Origin of the sequence: Enterobacter sp. Cy-643 (assembly GCF_011752815.1) — a bacterium.
Taxonomy (GTDB): domain Bacteria; phylum Pseudomonadota; class Gammaproteobacteria; order Enterobacterales; family Enterobacteriaceae; genus Cedecea.
Genome location: NZ_VWWV01000006.1, coordinates 43,407 through 57,921, shown reverse-complemented (window position 1 = coordinate 57,921; position 14,515 = coordinate 43,407). Strand labels below are relative to the sequence as shown.

The following is a 14,515-nucleotide window of genomic DNA, read 5'->3' as shown; positions in this document are numbered from 1 at the left end:
TGAAGCGTTATGTAACAAATGAAGTGGCTGTAACATATTTGAATGAAAATAGCGTGAATGTTCTTACCTGGTATGTGTAATCGGTTTCAAAGTGCTGTGGAAGAAACGGGAAGATGGGCGAAGAAAGGCCTGGTGACGCATCACCAAAAAGCAAAAGGCCAGCATAAGCTGGCCTTTAGAGCACAAAGCGGTGGCAGATTATTTCAGGCCAGCGGCTTCACGCAGCAGTGCAGCTTTGTCGGTTTTTTCCCACGGGAAATGTTCGCGACCAAAGTGACCATAAGCGGCGGTTTCTTTGTAGATCGGGTGCAGCAGATCCAGCATCTGAATCAGGCCATATGGACGCAGGTCGAAGAACTCGCGCACCAGCAGGGTCAGCTGCTCGGTAGAGATTTTCTCGGTACCGAAGGTTTCCACCATGATGGAGGTAGGCTCTGCCACGCCGATGGCGTAAGAAACCTGAATTTCACAGCGGTCAGCCAGGCCAGCGGCCACGATGTTTTTCGCTACATAACGCGCTGCATAGGCCGCAGAACGGTCAACTTTAGACGGATCTTTACCGGAGAATGCACCGCCGCCGTGGCGAGCCATGCCGCCGTAGGTATCAACGATGATTTTACGCCCGGTCAGACCGCAGTCACCCATTGGCCCACCGATAACAAAACGGCCGGTTGGGTTGATGTGGTATTTGGTGGAGGCGTTCAGCCATTCGCCCGGCAGAACAGGTTTGATGATCTCTTCCATCACCGCTTCCTGCAGGTCTTTCAGCGCGATGTCTTCAGAGTGCTGAGTGGACAGCACAACCGCATCGATACCGACGATTTTACCGTCGTCGTACTGGAAGGTGATCTGGCTTTTCGCGTCCGGGCGCAGCCACGGCAGGGTGCCGTTTTTACGCACTTCAGCCTGACGCTGCACCAGACGGTGTGCGTAGGTGATTGGCGCTGGCATCAGCACGTCGGTTTCGTTAGTCGCATAGCCAAACATCAGACCCTGATCGCCCGCACCCTGTTCCAGCGGATCGGTACGGTCAACGCCCTGGTTGATGTCCGGGGATTGTTTACCAATCGCGCTCAGAACGGCGCAGGAATTGGCGTCAAAGCCCATATCTGAATGCACATAGCCGATTTCACGCACGGTTTTACGGGTGATTTCTTCGATATCAACCCAGGCGCTGGTGGTGATTTCGCCGCCAACCAGAACCATACCGGTCTTGACGTAGGTCTCACAGGCTACACGCGCTTTCGGATCCTGCTCGAGGATCGCGTCAAGGACGGCGTCGGAGATTTGGTCAGCAATTTTATCAGGATGCCCTTCAGATACAGACTCGGACGTAAAAAGGTGTTTAGCCATATTTTCTTCACCCTAAGAGGATTTATTTAGTTCAGGCTGCTGCTCTGCGCCACAGCGGTGGCGAGATAGACCAACCCGGGAACTTATTGCCACAGATTGAAAAACAGGCAGTCTAACAGTTAATCAGTATAGATGGATTAACATCTGGACGGCCATTTTAGATTAGACAATCGGCAGATAGCCAGAATTTTTTAGGGTAACGGCAACATGTGATAAATCTTGAGTGGAAAGTGAAGCTGACACTGCTGGCAATTTACACATTTTGTTTTGCTTTTTACCCCTTATATAGGTATAAAGCGGCGCGCGCGGCTTAATCAAAAGCACACGTTTCGTGTTGCCCACTTCCAGCCGGGTTGAGCAATTATTTAGAGCCTGTCAGGTACAGTGTTCGCAGCTTTGGCTTGTCGCATACATGTTCAACGTATGCGTGGAGGTGATACAAGTAATGAACCGCCGTCATTCATTTAACCCAGCCCGCCGTTCTGGCGCGCATATGCTCCTCGCAGCCTGCATCTCATGTTTTCAAACTTGCCGATGTTTTACCCATCTCGGCGCTTCTCAGGATCCCCGGGCCGGTTTGTAATCCGCCGTGGTAACTGAACAAGGGCGCTCTTGTATTACAAGAGTTTTCTCGTGGTTTCGCCGTCCTGTCATACAGGGTTCGGATACGTGTTTTACAATGATATGAAAATGAAACCGGTCGCACAGCCTGGCTGTCAGCGTCTTCTGCTGTCAATGCGCGCTGTTAATGGGTTGTTATTGCAGGATACCCCTGCGATAGTAGTCAACTGTTTTGCACAATCGACAAAATTTGAGGTTCGCCATGACTGACAAAATCACTTCTGTTTCGGGTTCGTCAGTGGGCGAGCAGGATGTACATCGTTCCATTCAGGAGGTTGCCATGAGCTCCGAGGAAGCCAGCAAGATGCTGCGTACATACAATATTGCCTGGTGGGGCAATAACTATTATGACGTTAACGAACTGGGCCACATCAGCGTTTGCCCGGACCCGGACGTTCCTGAAGCTCGCGTGGATCTCGCCGAACTGGTGAAAGCGCGTGAAGCTCAGGGCCAGCGCCTGCCTGCGCTGTTCTGCTTCCCGCAGATCCTGCAGCACCGCCTGCGTTCGATTAACGCCGCCTTTAAGCGTGCGCGTGAATCCTACGGCTACAACGGCGACTATTTCCTGGTTTACCCGATCAAAGTTAACCAGCACCGCCGCGTGATTGAGTCGCTGATTCATTCCGGCGAACCGCTGGGCCTGGAAGCCGGTTCTAAAGCCGAGCTGATGGCCGTATTGGCGCACGCGGGCATGACCCGGTCGGTTATCGTCTGTAACGGCTATAAAGACCGCGAATACATCCGCCTGGCGCTGATCGGCGAGAAGATGGGCCATAAGGTCTACCTGGTTATCGAGAAGATGTCCGAAATTGGCATCGTGCTGGAGGAAGCCGAGCGACTGAATGTGATCCCTCGCCTGGGCGTTCGCGCCCGTCTGGCCTCTCAGGGCTCCGGTAAATGGCAGTCGTCCGGCGGTGAGAAATCCAAATTTGGCCTGGCGGCAAATCAGGTTCTGCAGCTGGTGGAAATCCTGCGTGAACGCGGCCGCCTCGACAGCATTCAGCTTCTTCACTTCCACCTGGGTTCGCAGATGGCGAACATTCGCGATATCGCCACCGGCGTTCGTGAATCCGCTCGCTTCTACGTCGAGCTGCATAAACTGGGCGTGAACATCCAGTGCTTCGACGTTGGCGGTGGCCTGGGCGTGGACTATGAAGGAACGCGCTCTCAGTCCGACTGCTCCGTTAACTACGGCCTGAATGAATACGCGAACAACATCATCTGGGCGATTGGCGATGCCTGTGAAGAGAATGGCCTGCCGCACCCGACGGTGATCACCGAGTCTGGCCGCGCCGTAACCGCGCACCACACCGTGCTGGTTTCCAATATTATCGGCGTGGAGCGTAACGAATATACCGAAGCGACCCCGCCTGCGGATGACGCCCCTCGCGCGCTGCAAAGCATGTGGGAAACCTGGCTGGAGATGCATCAGCCTGGGACGCGTCGCTCGCTGCGTGAATGGCTGCACGACAGCCAGATGGACCTGCACGATATCCACGTCGGCTACTCCTCCGGGGCGTATAGCCTGCAGGAACGCGCCTGGGCAGAACAGCTTTACCTGAACATGTGCCATGACGTGCAGAAGCAGCTTGATCCAAGCAACCGCGCGCACCGTCCAATTATCGACGAACTGCAGGAGCGCATGGCGGACAAAATGTACGTCAACTTCTCGCTGTTCCAGTCGATGCCGGATGCGTGGGGGATCGATCAGCTGTTCCCGGTGTTACCGCTGGAAGGGTTGAACCATGCGCCTGAGCGCCGCGCGGTGCTGCTGGATATCACCTGCGACTCCGATGGGGCAATTGACCACTATATTGATGGTGACGGGATTGCCACAACGATGCCGATGCCGGAATACGATCCTGAGAACCCGCCGATGCTGGGCTTCTTCATGGTGGGGGCGTACCAGGAAATTCTCGGCAACATGCACAACCTGTTCGGCGACACTGAAGCGGTGGACGTTTTCGTCTTCCCTGACGGTTCCGTGGAAGTGGAGCTGTCTGACGAAGGTGATACCGTAGCGGACATGCTGCAGTACGTGCAGCTCGACCCGAACAAGCTGCTGACTCAGTTCCGCGACCAGGTGAAGAACACCGGCCTCGACGATGCGCTGCAGCAGCAGTTCCTCGAAGAGTTCGAAGCTGGGCTGTACGGTTATACCTATCTGGAAGACGAGTAAGCTATTGCTTTCCCTCTCCTCTTTGAGGAGAGGAGCAAAGCGCGCGCAATGGCCTATACTCTCTTGAACCAGTCCGAATTAGCGGCGATAATCCGCGCAATAAAGAGCAGTACACCAATCCAATCCCTTCCTCGTCGGGTTTAACGACGCGGAGGGGATTTTTTTTAGGCGTTTTTTAACCCCAACCGAGAGGTCAGACAATGAGCACCTTAGGCCACAAATACGATAACTCCCTGGTATCTAATGCCTTTGGTTTTTTACGTTTCCCGCTGAACTTCCAGCCGTACGATAGCGATGCGGACTGGGTGATCACCGGCGTTCCGTTCGATGCAGCAACGTCAGGTCGCGCCGGTGGCCGCCACGGCCCGGCAGCGATTCGTCAGGTGTCTACCAACCTGGCCTGGGAAGGAAGTCGCTTCCCGTGGAACTTCGATATGCGCGAGCGTCTGAACGTTGTGGACTGTGGCGATCTGGTTTACGCCTTCGGCGATGCCCGTGAGATGAGCGAAAATCTCCAGGCGCACGCTGAGCGTCTGCTGGCTTCCGGCAAGCGTATGCTTTCCTTCGGCGGTGACCACTTCGTGACTCTGCCGCTGCTGCGTGCTCACGCGAAGCACTTTGGTAAAATGGCGCTGGTGCATTTTGATGCGCACACCGACACCTACGCGAATGGCTGCGAGTTCGACCACGGCACGATGTTCTACACCGCGCCAAACGAAGGCCTGATCGATCCGAACCACTCCGTGCAGATTGGTATTCGCACCGAGTTCGACAAAGATAACGGCTTCACCGTGCTGGATGCCTGCCAGGTTAACGATCGTGGCGTAGACGATATTATTGCCCAGGTGAAGCAGATCGTCGGCGATATGCCGGTTTACCTGACCTTCGACATTGACTGTCTGGATCCCGCTTTTGCGCCAGGGACCGGTACGCCGGTGATTGGTGGCCTGACGTCCGACCGTGCTATCAAGCTGGTTCGTGGCCTGAAAGATCTGAACATCGTGGGGATGGACGTGGTGGAAGTGGCTCCGGCCTACGACCAGTCTGAAATCACCGCGCTGGCTGCGGCGACACTGGCGCTGGAAATGCTGTATATCCAGGCAGCCAAGAAAGGCGAATAAGCCTTTAAATACCGCCCCCTTGGGGGCGGTATTGCTTTACTTAATGCCATCCGCCGCCATGCGGTCGCGGATATGCTGGGCACGAGCGGCAGACGCCGGGTGGTCGTCCAGCATGGAGCTTTGACGGCCCTCATCCAGCTTAGCCAGTTTTTCGAAGCTGGTGGCAAGGCCAGTTGGGTTGATACCGCGTTTGCGCAACAGATCGTAAGAGTAATCGTCCGCTTCGGATTCCTGGCGCTGGGAGAACTGAGCGTTTACCAGTTTTTCGCCTAAATCCCCAAGCTGCGACTGCGACAGATTGCCAATCACGCCGCCTGCTGATGCCGCAGCAACACGGGCTGCGTTAGCCCCGAGTGCGACCTGCATCCCTTTTTTCACGTGACCCAGCGCGACGTGCCCCATTTCGTGGCCAATCACCGCTTCCACTTCGTTGTCGTCCATCATATCCATCAGGCCGCTGTAAACGCGGATACAACCGTTCGCCATGGCGAAGGCGTTGACGTCTTTGGTCACGTAAACCTTGTAGTTAACCGGCAGGCCGTTAATGTTATCGCCCAGCGCGGAGGCAATTTTGTTCAGCCGCTGGGTATAAGGGCTGTCTGCCGGAGCTATCGTGGCTTTGCTGTCCTGCTGCTTACAGGCATCATCGCTCAGGGTTTTCACCTGCGCGTCGCTTAGGGTGTAGGCCTGAAAGGCTTCGGCTCCGGAGGTTAATAGCCCGTTGGAATCCATTCCCTGGCAGCCGCTCAGCAGGGCTGCGATGCTCAGGCTCAGCAATATTGGGCGCATCTTCATGGCCATTTTCCTTTCTTTATAATAGGTAAAAACAGAATCGGATTTACCGCAGGCGAGGCGGCTCCAGACTCAGTATAAAGAAGAATAAATGGCCTGCGCATCAGGTTGCGCAACTTGCGAGCGTTATCCAGAGATTTCTTACCCTGTCAACGGCACGCCGCATGTACATGACCATTCCCCTGGTGTACATTGTTGTCACATTTTCGGGCGTAGCCCATAACGCATCGTAGTCAAGGCGCGACCTTCAACCATCCGATCTGGAGTCAAAATGTCCTCTCGTAAAGAGCTTGCCAATGCTATTCGTGCGCTCAGCATGGACGCAGTACAAAAAGCCAAATCCGGTCACCCGGGTGCCCCTATGGGTATGGCCGACATTGCCGAAGTCCTGTGGCGTGATTTCCTGAACCATAACCCGCAGAACCCATCCTGGGCCGATCGCGACCGCTTCGTGCTGTCCAACGGCCACGGTTCTATGCTGATTTACAGCCTGCTGCACCTCAGCGGTTATGATCTGCCGATTGAACAGCTGAAAAACTTCCGTCAGCTGCACTCCCAGACTCCGGGCCACCCGGAAGTGGGCTACACCGCCGGTGTTGAAACCACGACGGGCCCACTGGGTCAGGGTATTGCGAACGCGGTCGGTATGGCTATCGCAGAGAAAACGCTGGCGGCGCAGTTCAACCGTCCAGGTCACGACATCGTGGACCACTTCACCTATGCATTTATGGGTGACGGCTGCATGATGGAAGGCATCTCTCACGAGGTTTGCTCTCTGGCCGGTACCCTGAAGCTGGGTAAACTGGTTGCGTTCTATGACGACAACGGCATCTCCATCGACGGTCACGTTGAAGGCTGGTTCACCGACGATACCGCGAAACGCTTTGAAGCCTACGGCTGGCACGTAGTGCGCGGCGTAGACGGCCACGATGCAGCGGCTATCAAACGTGCGGTAGAAGAAGCGCGTGCGGTAACCGACAAACCATCCCTGCTGATGTGCAAAACCATCATTGGTTTTGGTTCCCCGAACAAAGCCGGTACCCACGACTCTCACGGCGCACCGCTGGGTGATGCAGAAATCGCACTGACCCGCGAAGCGCTGGGCTGGAACCACGCACCGTTCGAAATCCCTTCTGACATCTACGCGCAGTGGGATGCAAAAGAAGCAGGTCAGGCTAAAGAAGCCGCATGGAACGAGAAGTTTGCTGCTTACACGAAAGCCTTCCCTCAGGAAGCCGCTGAGTTTACTCGCCGCGTGAAAGGCGACATGCCTTCTGACTTCGACGCGAAAGCGAACGAGTTCATCGCTAAGCTGCAGGCGAATCCATCCAAGATCGCCAGCCGTAAAGCGTCCCAGAATGCTATCGAAGCGTTCGGCCCGCTGCTGCCGGAATTCCTGGGCGGCTCCGCTGACCTGGCGCCTTCTAACCTGACTATCTGGTCCGGTTCTAAAGCGATTAACGAAGATACCGCCGGGAACTACATCCACTACGGCGTGCGCGAATTCGGTATGACCGCTATCGCCAACGGGATCTCCCTGCACGGCGGCTTCCTGCCGTACACCTCTACCTTCCTGATGTTCGTAGAATATGCCCGTAACGCGGTGCGTATGGCTGCGCTGATGAAACAGCGTCAGGTGATGGTTTACACCCACGACTCCATCGGCCTGGGCGAAGATGGCCCGACTCACCAGCCGGTTGAGCAGGTTGCTTCCCTGCGCGTAACCCCGAACATGAGCACATGGCGCCCATGTGACCAGGTTGAGTCCGCGGTGGCGTGGAAATATGGCGTTGAGCGTCATGATGGCCCGACCGCGCTGATTCTTTCCCGTCAGAACCTGGCTCAGCAGGATCGTACCGAGCAGCAGCTGAAAGACATCGCTCGCGGTGGCTACGTGCTGAAAGACTGCGCAGGTCAGCCTGAGCTTATCTTCATCGCTACCGGTTCTGAAGTTGAGCTGGCGGTTGCTGCATGGGACAAACTGACTGCCGAAGGCGTGAAAGCGCGCGTGGTTTCCATGCCGTCTACCGATGCGTTCGACAAGCAGGATGCAGCTTACCGTGAATCCGTGCTGCCGAAAGCCGTTTCTGCCCGCGTGGCTATCGAAGCTGGCATCGCTGACTACTGGTACAAATACGTCGGCCTGAATGGCGCTATCGTTGGCATGACCACCTTCGGTGAGTCTGCGCCAGCGGAACTGCTGTTCGAAGAGTTTGGCTTCACCGTGGAAAACGTGGTGAAACAGGCTAAAGCGATTCTGTAATCCGTCTCGCTAAATATGAGGGTCGCTTCGGCGGCCCTTTTTTATGCCGATTATTCCACTTATGCCCTGTTCTTTATTCCACCACTGCGGCGCTCAGTTGCAGTTATTCCACCAAAACTGTGATGTACGTCAGAAGTTGAGCGGAGCATGTTGGGGTATCGTTCCTTTTATTCCCGCTTTCGCTTAACATAGCTGAAGCGTTTCAGTCGAATAAATGTTCGACAATTAAGCAAACAAGTGCAGTTTCATGAGTGCGAGGATTCCCCTCAGGCGGTTGCTGGATTACTCTGTCAGCCACTTAATCCCAGGGATTCTGGCAGGAGAGATATGACCGTACGCATCGCTATTAATGGCTTCGGTCGCATTGGGCGCAACGTGGTACGTGCTTTGTACGAATCTGGTCGCCGTGCGGAAATTACCGTGGTAGCAATCAACGAACTGGCAGACGCTGCGGGTATCGCGCATCTGTTGAAGTACGATACCAGCCACGGCCGCTTTGCCTGGGATGTGCGCCAGGAGCGTGAAGTCCTGTTTGTAGGCGATGACAGCATTCGCCTGCTGCACGAACCGACTATTGAAGCGCTCCCGTGGCGTGAGCTGGGCGTTGATATCGTGCTGGACTGTACCGGCGTGTTCGGCTCCCGCGCTGACGGTGAAGCCCACCTTGCGGCAGGGGCGAAGAAAGTCTTGTTCTCGCACCCCGGCGGTAACGACCTCGATGCGACCGTCGTTTACGGCGTGAACCATGAACAGGTCGAAGACAGTCACCGTATCGTCTCCAATGCCTCCTGCACCACAAACTGTATTATTCCAATCATTAAACTGCTGGATGAAGCGTTTGGCATTGAGTCCGGGACGGTCACCACTATCCACTCGGCCATGCACGATCAGCAGGTTATTGACGCTTACCACCCTGATTTGCGACGCACCCGCGCGGCGAGTCAGTCGATCATTCCGGTGGATACGCGTCTTGCGGCCGGTATCACGCGTATTTTCCCACAATTTAATGACCGTTTTGAGGCGATCGCGGTACGCGTTCCCACGATAAACGTGACGGCTATTGATTTGAGTGTGACGGTCAGAAATTCAGTAAATGCATGTGAAGTCAACCACTTGCTGCAAAAAGCGGCACAGGAAGCATTTCATGGTATAGTTGACTATACGGAATTACCGTTGGTCTCTACTGATTTTAACCACGATCCGCACAGTGCAATCGTCGACGGCACGCAAACGCGGGTCAGTGGGCAACATCTGATTAAAACTCTAGTCTGGTGTGATAACGAATGGGGCTTTGCCAACAGGATGCTCGACACCACGTTGGTTATGGCTCAATGGATTTCAGGTAAGGCGCACGTTGCGTCTGCAAAACTTTAAGAATCAACGAGAGGATTCACCATGTCTGTAATTAAGATGACCGATCTGGATCTGGCGGGCAAACGCGTATTCATCCGTGCCGATCTGAACGTGCCGGTTAAAGACGGGAAAGTCACCAGCGATGCACGTATCCGTGCTTCTCTGCCAACCATTGAACTGGCTCTGAAACAGGGCGCTAAAGTTATGGTGACTTCTCACCTGGGTCGTCCGACCGAAGGCGAGTACAACGAAGAATTCTCTCTGCTGCCAGTAGTTAACTACCTGAAAGACAAACTGTCTAACCCGGTTCGTCTGGTAAAAGATTACCTGGACGGCGTAGAAGTTGCCGCGGGTGAACTGGTTGTGCTGGAAAACGTTCGCTTCAACAAAGGCGAGAAAAAAGACGACGAAGCGCTGTCCAAAAAATACGCTGCACTGTGCGATGTGTTTGTGATGGACGCTTTCGGTACCGCTCACCGTGCGCAGGCTTCTACTCACGGCATCGCTAAATTTGCTGACGTTGCCTGTGCAGGCCCGCTGCTTGCAGACGAACTGGAAGCACTCGGCAAAGCTCTGAAAGAGCCAGCTCGCCCAATGGTGGCTATCGTTGGTGGCTCTAAAGTTTCTACCAAACTGACCGTGCTGGATTCCCTGTCCAAAATCGCTGACCAGCTGATCGTTGGCGGCGGTATCGCGAACACCTTCGTTGCAGCCCAGGGCCACAACGTAGGTAAATCACTGTACGAAGCAGACCTGGTTGATACCGCAAAAGATTTGCTGACCCGTTGCGATATTCCAGTGCCAACCGACGTGCGTGTTGCCACTGAGTTCTCCGAAACTGCGACCGCAACCCTGAAGTCTGTGAACGACATCAAAGACGAAGAGCAGATTCTGGACATGGGCGACGTTTCCGCTGAGAAACTGGCCGTGATCCTGAAAAACGCGAAAACCATTCTGTGGAACGGCCCAGTTGGCGTATTCGAATTCCCTAACTTCCGTAAAGGGACTGAGATCGTTGCTCGTGCTATCGCAGACAGCGAAGCCTTCTCCATTGCAGGCGGCGGCGACACTCTGGCGGCTATCGACCTGTTCGGTATCGCAGACAAAATTTCCTACATCTCTACCGGCGGCGGCGCATTCCTCGAATTCGTGGAAGGCAAAGTACTGCCAGCTGTAGCGATGCTCGAAGAGCGCGCTAAGAAGTAATTCCTACGGGCAGGGTAACCTGCCCGTTGATTTATTGCCGCCCGGCAAGATTCAGGACGGTGATTCGATTTTTCCAAGGCCTACAGGACACATCAACATGTCTAAAATTTTTGATTTCGTAAAACCAGGTGTTGTAACTGGCGACGACGTACAGAAAATCTTCCAGGTAGCAAAAGAGAACAATTTTGCTCTGCCAGCCGTTAACTGCGTCGGTACCGACTCTATTAACGCCGTTCTGGAAACCGCTGCGAAAGTAAAATCCCCGGTTATCGTTCAGTTCTCTAACGGCGGTGCTGCTTTCATCGCTGGTAAAGGCGTGAAAACTGATGTTCCACAGGGTGCTGCTATCCTGGGTGCAATCTCTGGCGCGCACCACGTACACCAGATGGCTGAGCACTACGGCGTGCCGGTTATCCTGCACACTGACCACTGTGCCAAGAAACTGCTGCCGTGGATCGACGGCCTGCTGGACGCGGGTGAAAAACACTTCGCCGCTACCGGTAAACCACTGTTTTCTTCCCACATGATTGACCTGTCCGAAGAGTCTCTGGAAGAAAACATCGAAATCAGCTCCAAATACCTGGCGCGCATGTCCAAACTGGGCATGACCCTGGAAATCGAACTGGGCTGCACCGGCGGTGAAGAAGACGGCGTGGACAACAGCCACATGGACGCTTCTGCTCTGTACACTCAGCCAGAAGATGTTGATTACGCTTACACCGAACTGAGCAAAATCAGCCCACGTTTCACTATCGCAGCTTCCTTCGGTAACGTGCACGGCGTGTACAAGCCAGGTAACGTGGTTCTGACTCCAACCATCCTGCGCGATTCTCAGGAATATGTTTCTAAGAAACACAACCTGCCGCACAACAGCCTGAACTTCGTCTTCCACGGCGGTTCCGGTTCTTCTGCTCAGGAAATCAAAGACTCCGTAAGCTACGGCGTTATCAAAATGAACATCGATACCGATACCCAGTGGGCAACCTGGGACGGCATCCTGCAGTACTACAAAGAAAACGAAGCTTACCTGCAGGGTCAGCTGGGTAACCCGAAAGGCGCTGACCAGCCGAACAAAAAATACTACGATCCACGTGTCTGGCTGCGTGCAGCTCAGACCTCTATGATCGTTCGCCTGGAGCAGGCATTCAAAGAGCTGAACGCAGTAGACGTTCTGTAATTTGAGCTAGTACTTGCTTCGATAAAACCCGCTTCGGCGGGTTTTTTTATATTCAAATAAAATCGTAATATTTGCAGTCATTTTTAATTCTTTGTTTTATGCATCTTATTCTGAGTAAATTAACGTCAATAATTATACATTTGTACTCTTAAATAAGCGTTGATTGGCGGTTATATGAATTTATTATCTCCATAAATTTATTTTATTCGGGATGTTTTGGTTGACCTTAATCATGGAAATGGCGAATTATAAAAAAGTAACTCGTTGTTATTTATGGCTTTATATTTATATGGTTGTTTGTTGTGCTAATGCAGGTTGAGCTCTTGTGAGTCGCCGCACATAACATAGCAGGGAGAATACGTAAGATCGCCGCCATTGATAACTTACTAGGCATGGCGCTTTATGGATAATACGACATTACCTAAAACACAGCACCTGGTTGTATTTCAGGAGGTGGTAAGGAGTGGTTCATTTGGCTCTGCTGCAAAGCAGCTAAGTTTGACTCAGCCTGCGGTAAGTAAAATTATCAGCGATATGGAAGCCTTGTTTGGTCTGGAGCTTATCATTCGCAAAAATACCGGCGTTCAGCTTACGGTTGCAGGTAAAGTACTGCTCGGTTACGCCGAGTCGATTACCCGCGAAATGCGCAACATGTGCAACGAAATGAACAGCCTGGTCGGAAGCGAAGCGGTAGATGTTTCATTCGGTTATCCCTCGCTCATCGGTTTTACCTTCCTGCCTGGCATGATGAAAGCCTTTAAAGAGTGCTACCCACAGGCTGAAGTTTCAATGTTTGAAGCCCAGCTTTGCTCCTTCTTACCGGCGATACGTGATGGCAGGCTGGATTTTGCTATCGGTACGCTGAGCGATGAGATGCTGCTCCAGGACTTGCACATCGAACCACTGTTTGAGTCAGAATTTATTCTGGTGGCCAGTCGAACACGAACGCGCGGAGGCGTGACGACGCTCCGCTCATTAAGCCATGAGCAGTGGGTGTTGCCTCAAACCGAAATGGGCTACTACAGTGAACTTCTGACCATCCTGCAACACAACCATATCTCCAGCGATAAAATCATCAAAACCGACTCTGTCGTCACCATTTATAACATGGTATTGACCGCCGGTTTTCTGACGATTATTCCCCGAGAAATGATCGCCCCCTTTGGCTCTCAGGAATTTATTCAGATTCCCTTAACGGATGAATTGCCTGTTGCACGCTATGCAGCGGTATGGTCAAAAAATTGCCGTATAAAAAAATCAGCGGCTTCATTGGTGGAGTTAGCCAAAATTCACTCATTACGTCATAAATGTCAATTTAACAAATTAACGGTGGTGGCTTAGCTTTAGCATAATCACTTCTTATTACTCATTAAATAAAAATAGCGGATTTTTATTATCCGCTACTAATGCCACTTATTGCTTTGATACGGAGCTTAACATGCATATAGATAATGAACTGCCAGTTACCATTAACGATGTCCTGGACGCTAAAAAAAGAATTTCTGGTTTTGTGTATAAAACAGGAATGCCGAGATCTAATTATCTTAGTGAATGCTGTAAAGGGGACATTTATTTAAAATTTGAAAACATGCAGCGAACCGGCTCGTTTAAAATGCGCGGCGCGTTTAATAAGCTCAGCTCGCTGAATGAAGAAGAAAGATCCCGGGGCGTAGTCGCCTGTTCTGCAGGCAATCATGCACAGGGGGTTTCGCTGTCGTGCGCACTGCTCGGTATTAACGGCAAAGTGGTGATGCCTAAAGGTGCACCTAAGTCCAAAGTCGCCGCCACGACCGACTATTCAGCTCAAGTGATTATCCACGGCGATAATTTTAACGAAACCATCGCTAAGGTCAGCGAAATTGTTGAGACGGAGGGGCGTATCTTTATCCCACCTTACGATGATGAAAAAGTCATTGCCGGGCAGGGGACTATTGGCCTGGAAATTCTTGAAGATCTTTACGACGTCGATAACGTGATTGTGCCTATTGGCGGCGGCGGCCTGATTGCAGGCATTGCGGTTGCCATTAAATCCATTAATCCAACAATTAATATTATTGGCGTGCAGGCAGAAAACGTCCACGGCATGGCTTCCTCTTTCCGTACTGGCGAAATTACCGCATATCGAGCGGGCGGTACGTTGGCTGACGGTTGTGACGTCGCTCGCCCAGGAAAGTTAACCTTCGAAATCGTTAAAAAATTAGTCACCGATATTATTTTGGTCAGTGAAGAAGAAATTAGAAATAGCATGGTCGCACTGATTCAAAGAAACAAAGTTGTCACTGAAGGTGCAGGGGCACTTGCCTGTGCCGCTTTATTGAGCGGAAAGCTTGATCATTATATTAAGGGCCGGAAGACAGTGAGTATTATTTCTGGCGGAAATATCGATTTGTCTCGTGTCTCTGAAATTACTGGCGCAGCGGAAGCCTGCCTGGTCTAAATAAGGATCTTCA

12 protein-coding genes are annotated in these 14,515 nt (G+C 52.7%); 10 read left to right on the top strand and 2 right to left on the bottom strand.

The annotated features are described in order from the left end of the window. Positions 1–198: 198 nt before the first annotated feature. The gene (metK, locus tag F3J29_RS19030) at positions 199–1,353 is read right to left on the bottom strand and encodes a methionine adenosyltransferase (RefSeq protein WP_008461565.1); all 1,155 of its coding nucleotides are present in this window, start codon (positions 1,351–1,353) and stop codon (positions 199–201) included. 412 nt (positions 1,354–1,765) lie between these two features. Between metK and yqgG the strand changes: the two genes are divergently transcribed. The 4 genes from yqgG (at position 1,766) to speB (ending at position 5,274) form a co-directional block, all read left to right on the top strand. Next, positions 1,766–1,936 (top strand): small protein YqgG, encoded by a 171-nt coding sequence (gene yqgG / locus F3J29_RS22965; RefSeq protein WP_502706570.1) that lies wholly within the window; start codon positions 1,766–1,768, stop codon positions 1,934–1,936. 101 nt (positions 1,937–2,037) lie between these two features. Next, positions 2,038–2,184 carry an acid stress response protein YqgB gene (yqgB, locus tag F3J29_RS19025; RefSeq protein WP_166868642.1) on the top strand — a complete coding sequence of 49 codons (147 nt, stop codon included), beginning with the start codon at positions 2,038–2,040 and terminating at the stop codon, positions 2,182–2,184. Then, a complete protein-coding gene (gene speA, locus F3J29_RS19020) occupies positions 2,177–4,153 on the top strand; it encodes a biosynthetic arginine decarboxylase (protein WP_166868456.1) in 1,977 nt (658 codons plus the stop codon). Before yqgB ends, speA begins: the two co-directional genes overlap by 8 nt. Positions 4,154–4,353: 200 nt before the next feature. Continuing rightward, entirely contained in the window at positions 4,354–5,274 is a 921-nt protein-coding gene (gene speB, locus F3J29_RS19015; RefSeq protein ID WP_166868454.1) for an agmatinase, read from the top strand. Between the two features lie 36 nt (positions 5,275–5,310). On the opposite strand, the gene loiP is transcribed toward speB, so the two are convergent. Next, positions 5,311–6,069: a metalloprotease LoiP gene (gene loiP, locus F3J29_RS19010; RefSeq protein ID WP_166868452.1), complete on the bottom strand. Its 759-nt coding sequence runs from the start codon at positions 6,067–6,069 to the stop codon at positions 5,311–5,313. Positions 6,070–6,337: 268 nt separating this feature from the next. Between loiP and tkt the strand changes: the two genes are divergently transcribed. The 6 genes from tkt to tdcB all read left to right on the top strand — a co-directional run bounded on the left by tkt (position 6,338) and on the right by tdcB (position 14,502). Continuing rightward, positions 6,338–8,329 (top strand): transketolase, encoded by a 1,992-nt coding sequence (gene tkt, locus F3J29_RS19005; RefSeq protein ID WP_166868450.1) that lies wholly within the window; start codon positions 6,338–6,340, stop codon positions 8,327–8,329. A gap of 327 nt (positions 8,330–8,656) precedes the next feature. Further along, positions 8,657–9,703 (top strand): erythrose-4-phosphate dehydrogenase, encoded by a 1,047-nt coding sequence (gene epd / locus F3J29_RS19000; RefSeq protein WP_166868448.1) that lies wholly within the window; start codon positions 8,657–8,659, stop codon positions 9,701–9,703. A 21-nt stretch (positions 9,704–9,724) separates the two neighbouring features. Next, positions 9,725–10,888, top strand: a complete 1,164-nt coding sequence (gene pgk / locus F3J29_RS18995; protein WP_008461573.1) for a phosphoglycerate kinase — start codon at positions 9,725–9,727, stop codon at positions 10,886–10,888. Positions 10,889–10,985: 97 nt separating this feature from the next. Then, entirely contained in the window at positions 10,986–12,065 is a 1,080-nt protein-coding gene (fbaA, locus tag F3J29_RS18990) for a class II fructose-bisphosphate aldolase (protein ID WP_085542353.1), read from the top strand. Between the two features lie 402 nt (positions 12,066–12,467). Beyond that, on the top strand, positions 12,468–13,406 hold the full coding sequence (tdcA, locus tag F3J29_RS18985; RefSeq protein ID WP_166868446.1) for a transcriptional regulator TdcA: 939 nt from the start codon (positions 12,468–12,470) through the stop codon (positions 13,404–13,406). A gap of 97 nt (positions 13,407–13,503) precedes the next feature. After that, on the top strand, positions 13,504–14,502 hold the full coding sequence (tdcB, locus tag F3J29_RS18980) for a bifunctional threonine ammonia-lyase/L-serine ammonia-lyase TdcB (RefSeq protein WP_166868444.1): 999 nt from the start codon (positions 13,504–13,506) through the stop codon (positions 14,500–14,502). The last annotated feature ends 13 nt before the right edge of the window (positions 14,503–14,515 follow it).

What these genes read in the sequence shown, in the direction of transcription:
- metK (WP_008461565.1), bottom strand. Translation starts at nt 1,353, where the DNA reads ATGGCTAAACACCTTTTTACGTCCGAGTCTGTATCTGAAGGGCATCCT.
- yqgG (WP_502706570.1), top strand. Translation starts at nt 1,766, where the DNA reads ATGTTCAACGTATGCGTGGAGGTGATACAAGTAATGAACCGCCGTCAT.
- yqgB (WP_166868642.1), top strand. Translation starts at nt 2,038, where the DNA reads ATGAAAATGAAACCGGTCGCACAGCCTGGCTGTCAGCGTCTTCTGCTG.
- speA (WP_166868456.1), top strand. Translation starts at nt 2,177, where the DNA reads ATGACTGACAAAATCACTTCTGTTTCGGGTTCGTCAGTGGGCGAGCAG.
- speB (WP_166868454.1), top strand. Translation starts at nt 4,354, where the DNA reads ATGAGCACCTTAGGCCACAAATACGATAACTCCCTGGTATCTAATGCC.
- loiP (WP_166868452.1), bottom strand. Translation starts at nt 6,069, where the DNA reads ATGAAGATGCGCCCAATATTGCTGAGCCTGAGCATCGCAGCCCTGCTG.
- tkt (WP_166868450.1), top strand. Translation starts at nt 6,338, where the DNA reads ATGTCCTCTCGTAAAGAGCTTGCCAATGCTATTCGTGCGCTCAGCATG.
- epd (WP_166868448.1), top strand. Translation starts at nt 8,657, where the DNA reads ATGACCGTACGCATCGCTATTAATGGCTTCGGTCGCATTGGGCGCAAC.
- pgk (WP_008461573.1), top strand. Translation starts at nt 9,725, where the DNA reads ATGTCTGTAATTAAGATGACCGATCTGGATCTGGCGGGCAAACGCGTA.
- fbaA (WP_085542353.1), top strand. Translation starts at nt 10,986, where the DNA reads ATGTCTAAAATTTTTGATTTCGTAAAACCAGGTGTTGTAACTGGCGAC.
- tdcA (WP_166868446.1), top strand. Translation starts at nt 12,468, where the DNA reads ATGGATAATACGACATTACCTAAAACACAGCACCTGGTTGTATTTCAG.
- tdcB (WP_166868444.1), top strand. Translation starts at nt 13,504, where the DNA reads ATGCATATAGATAATGAACTGCCAGTTACCATTAACGATGTCCTGGAC.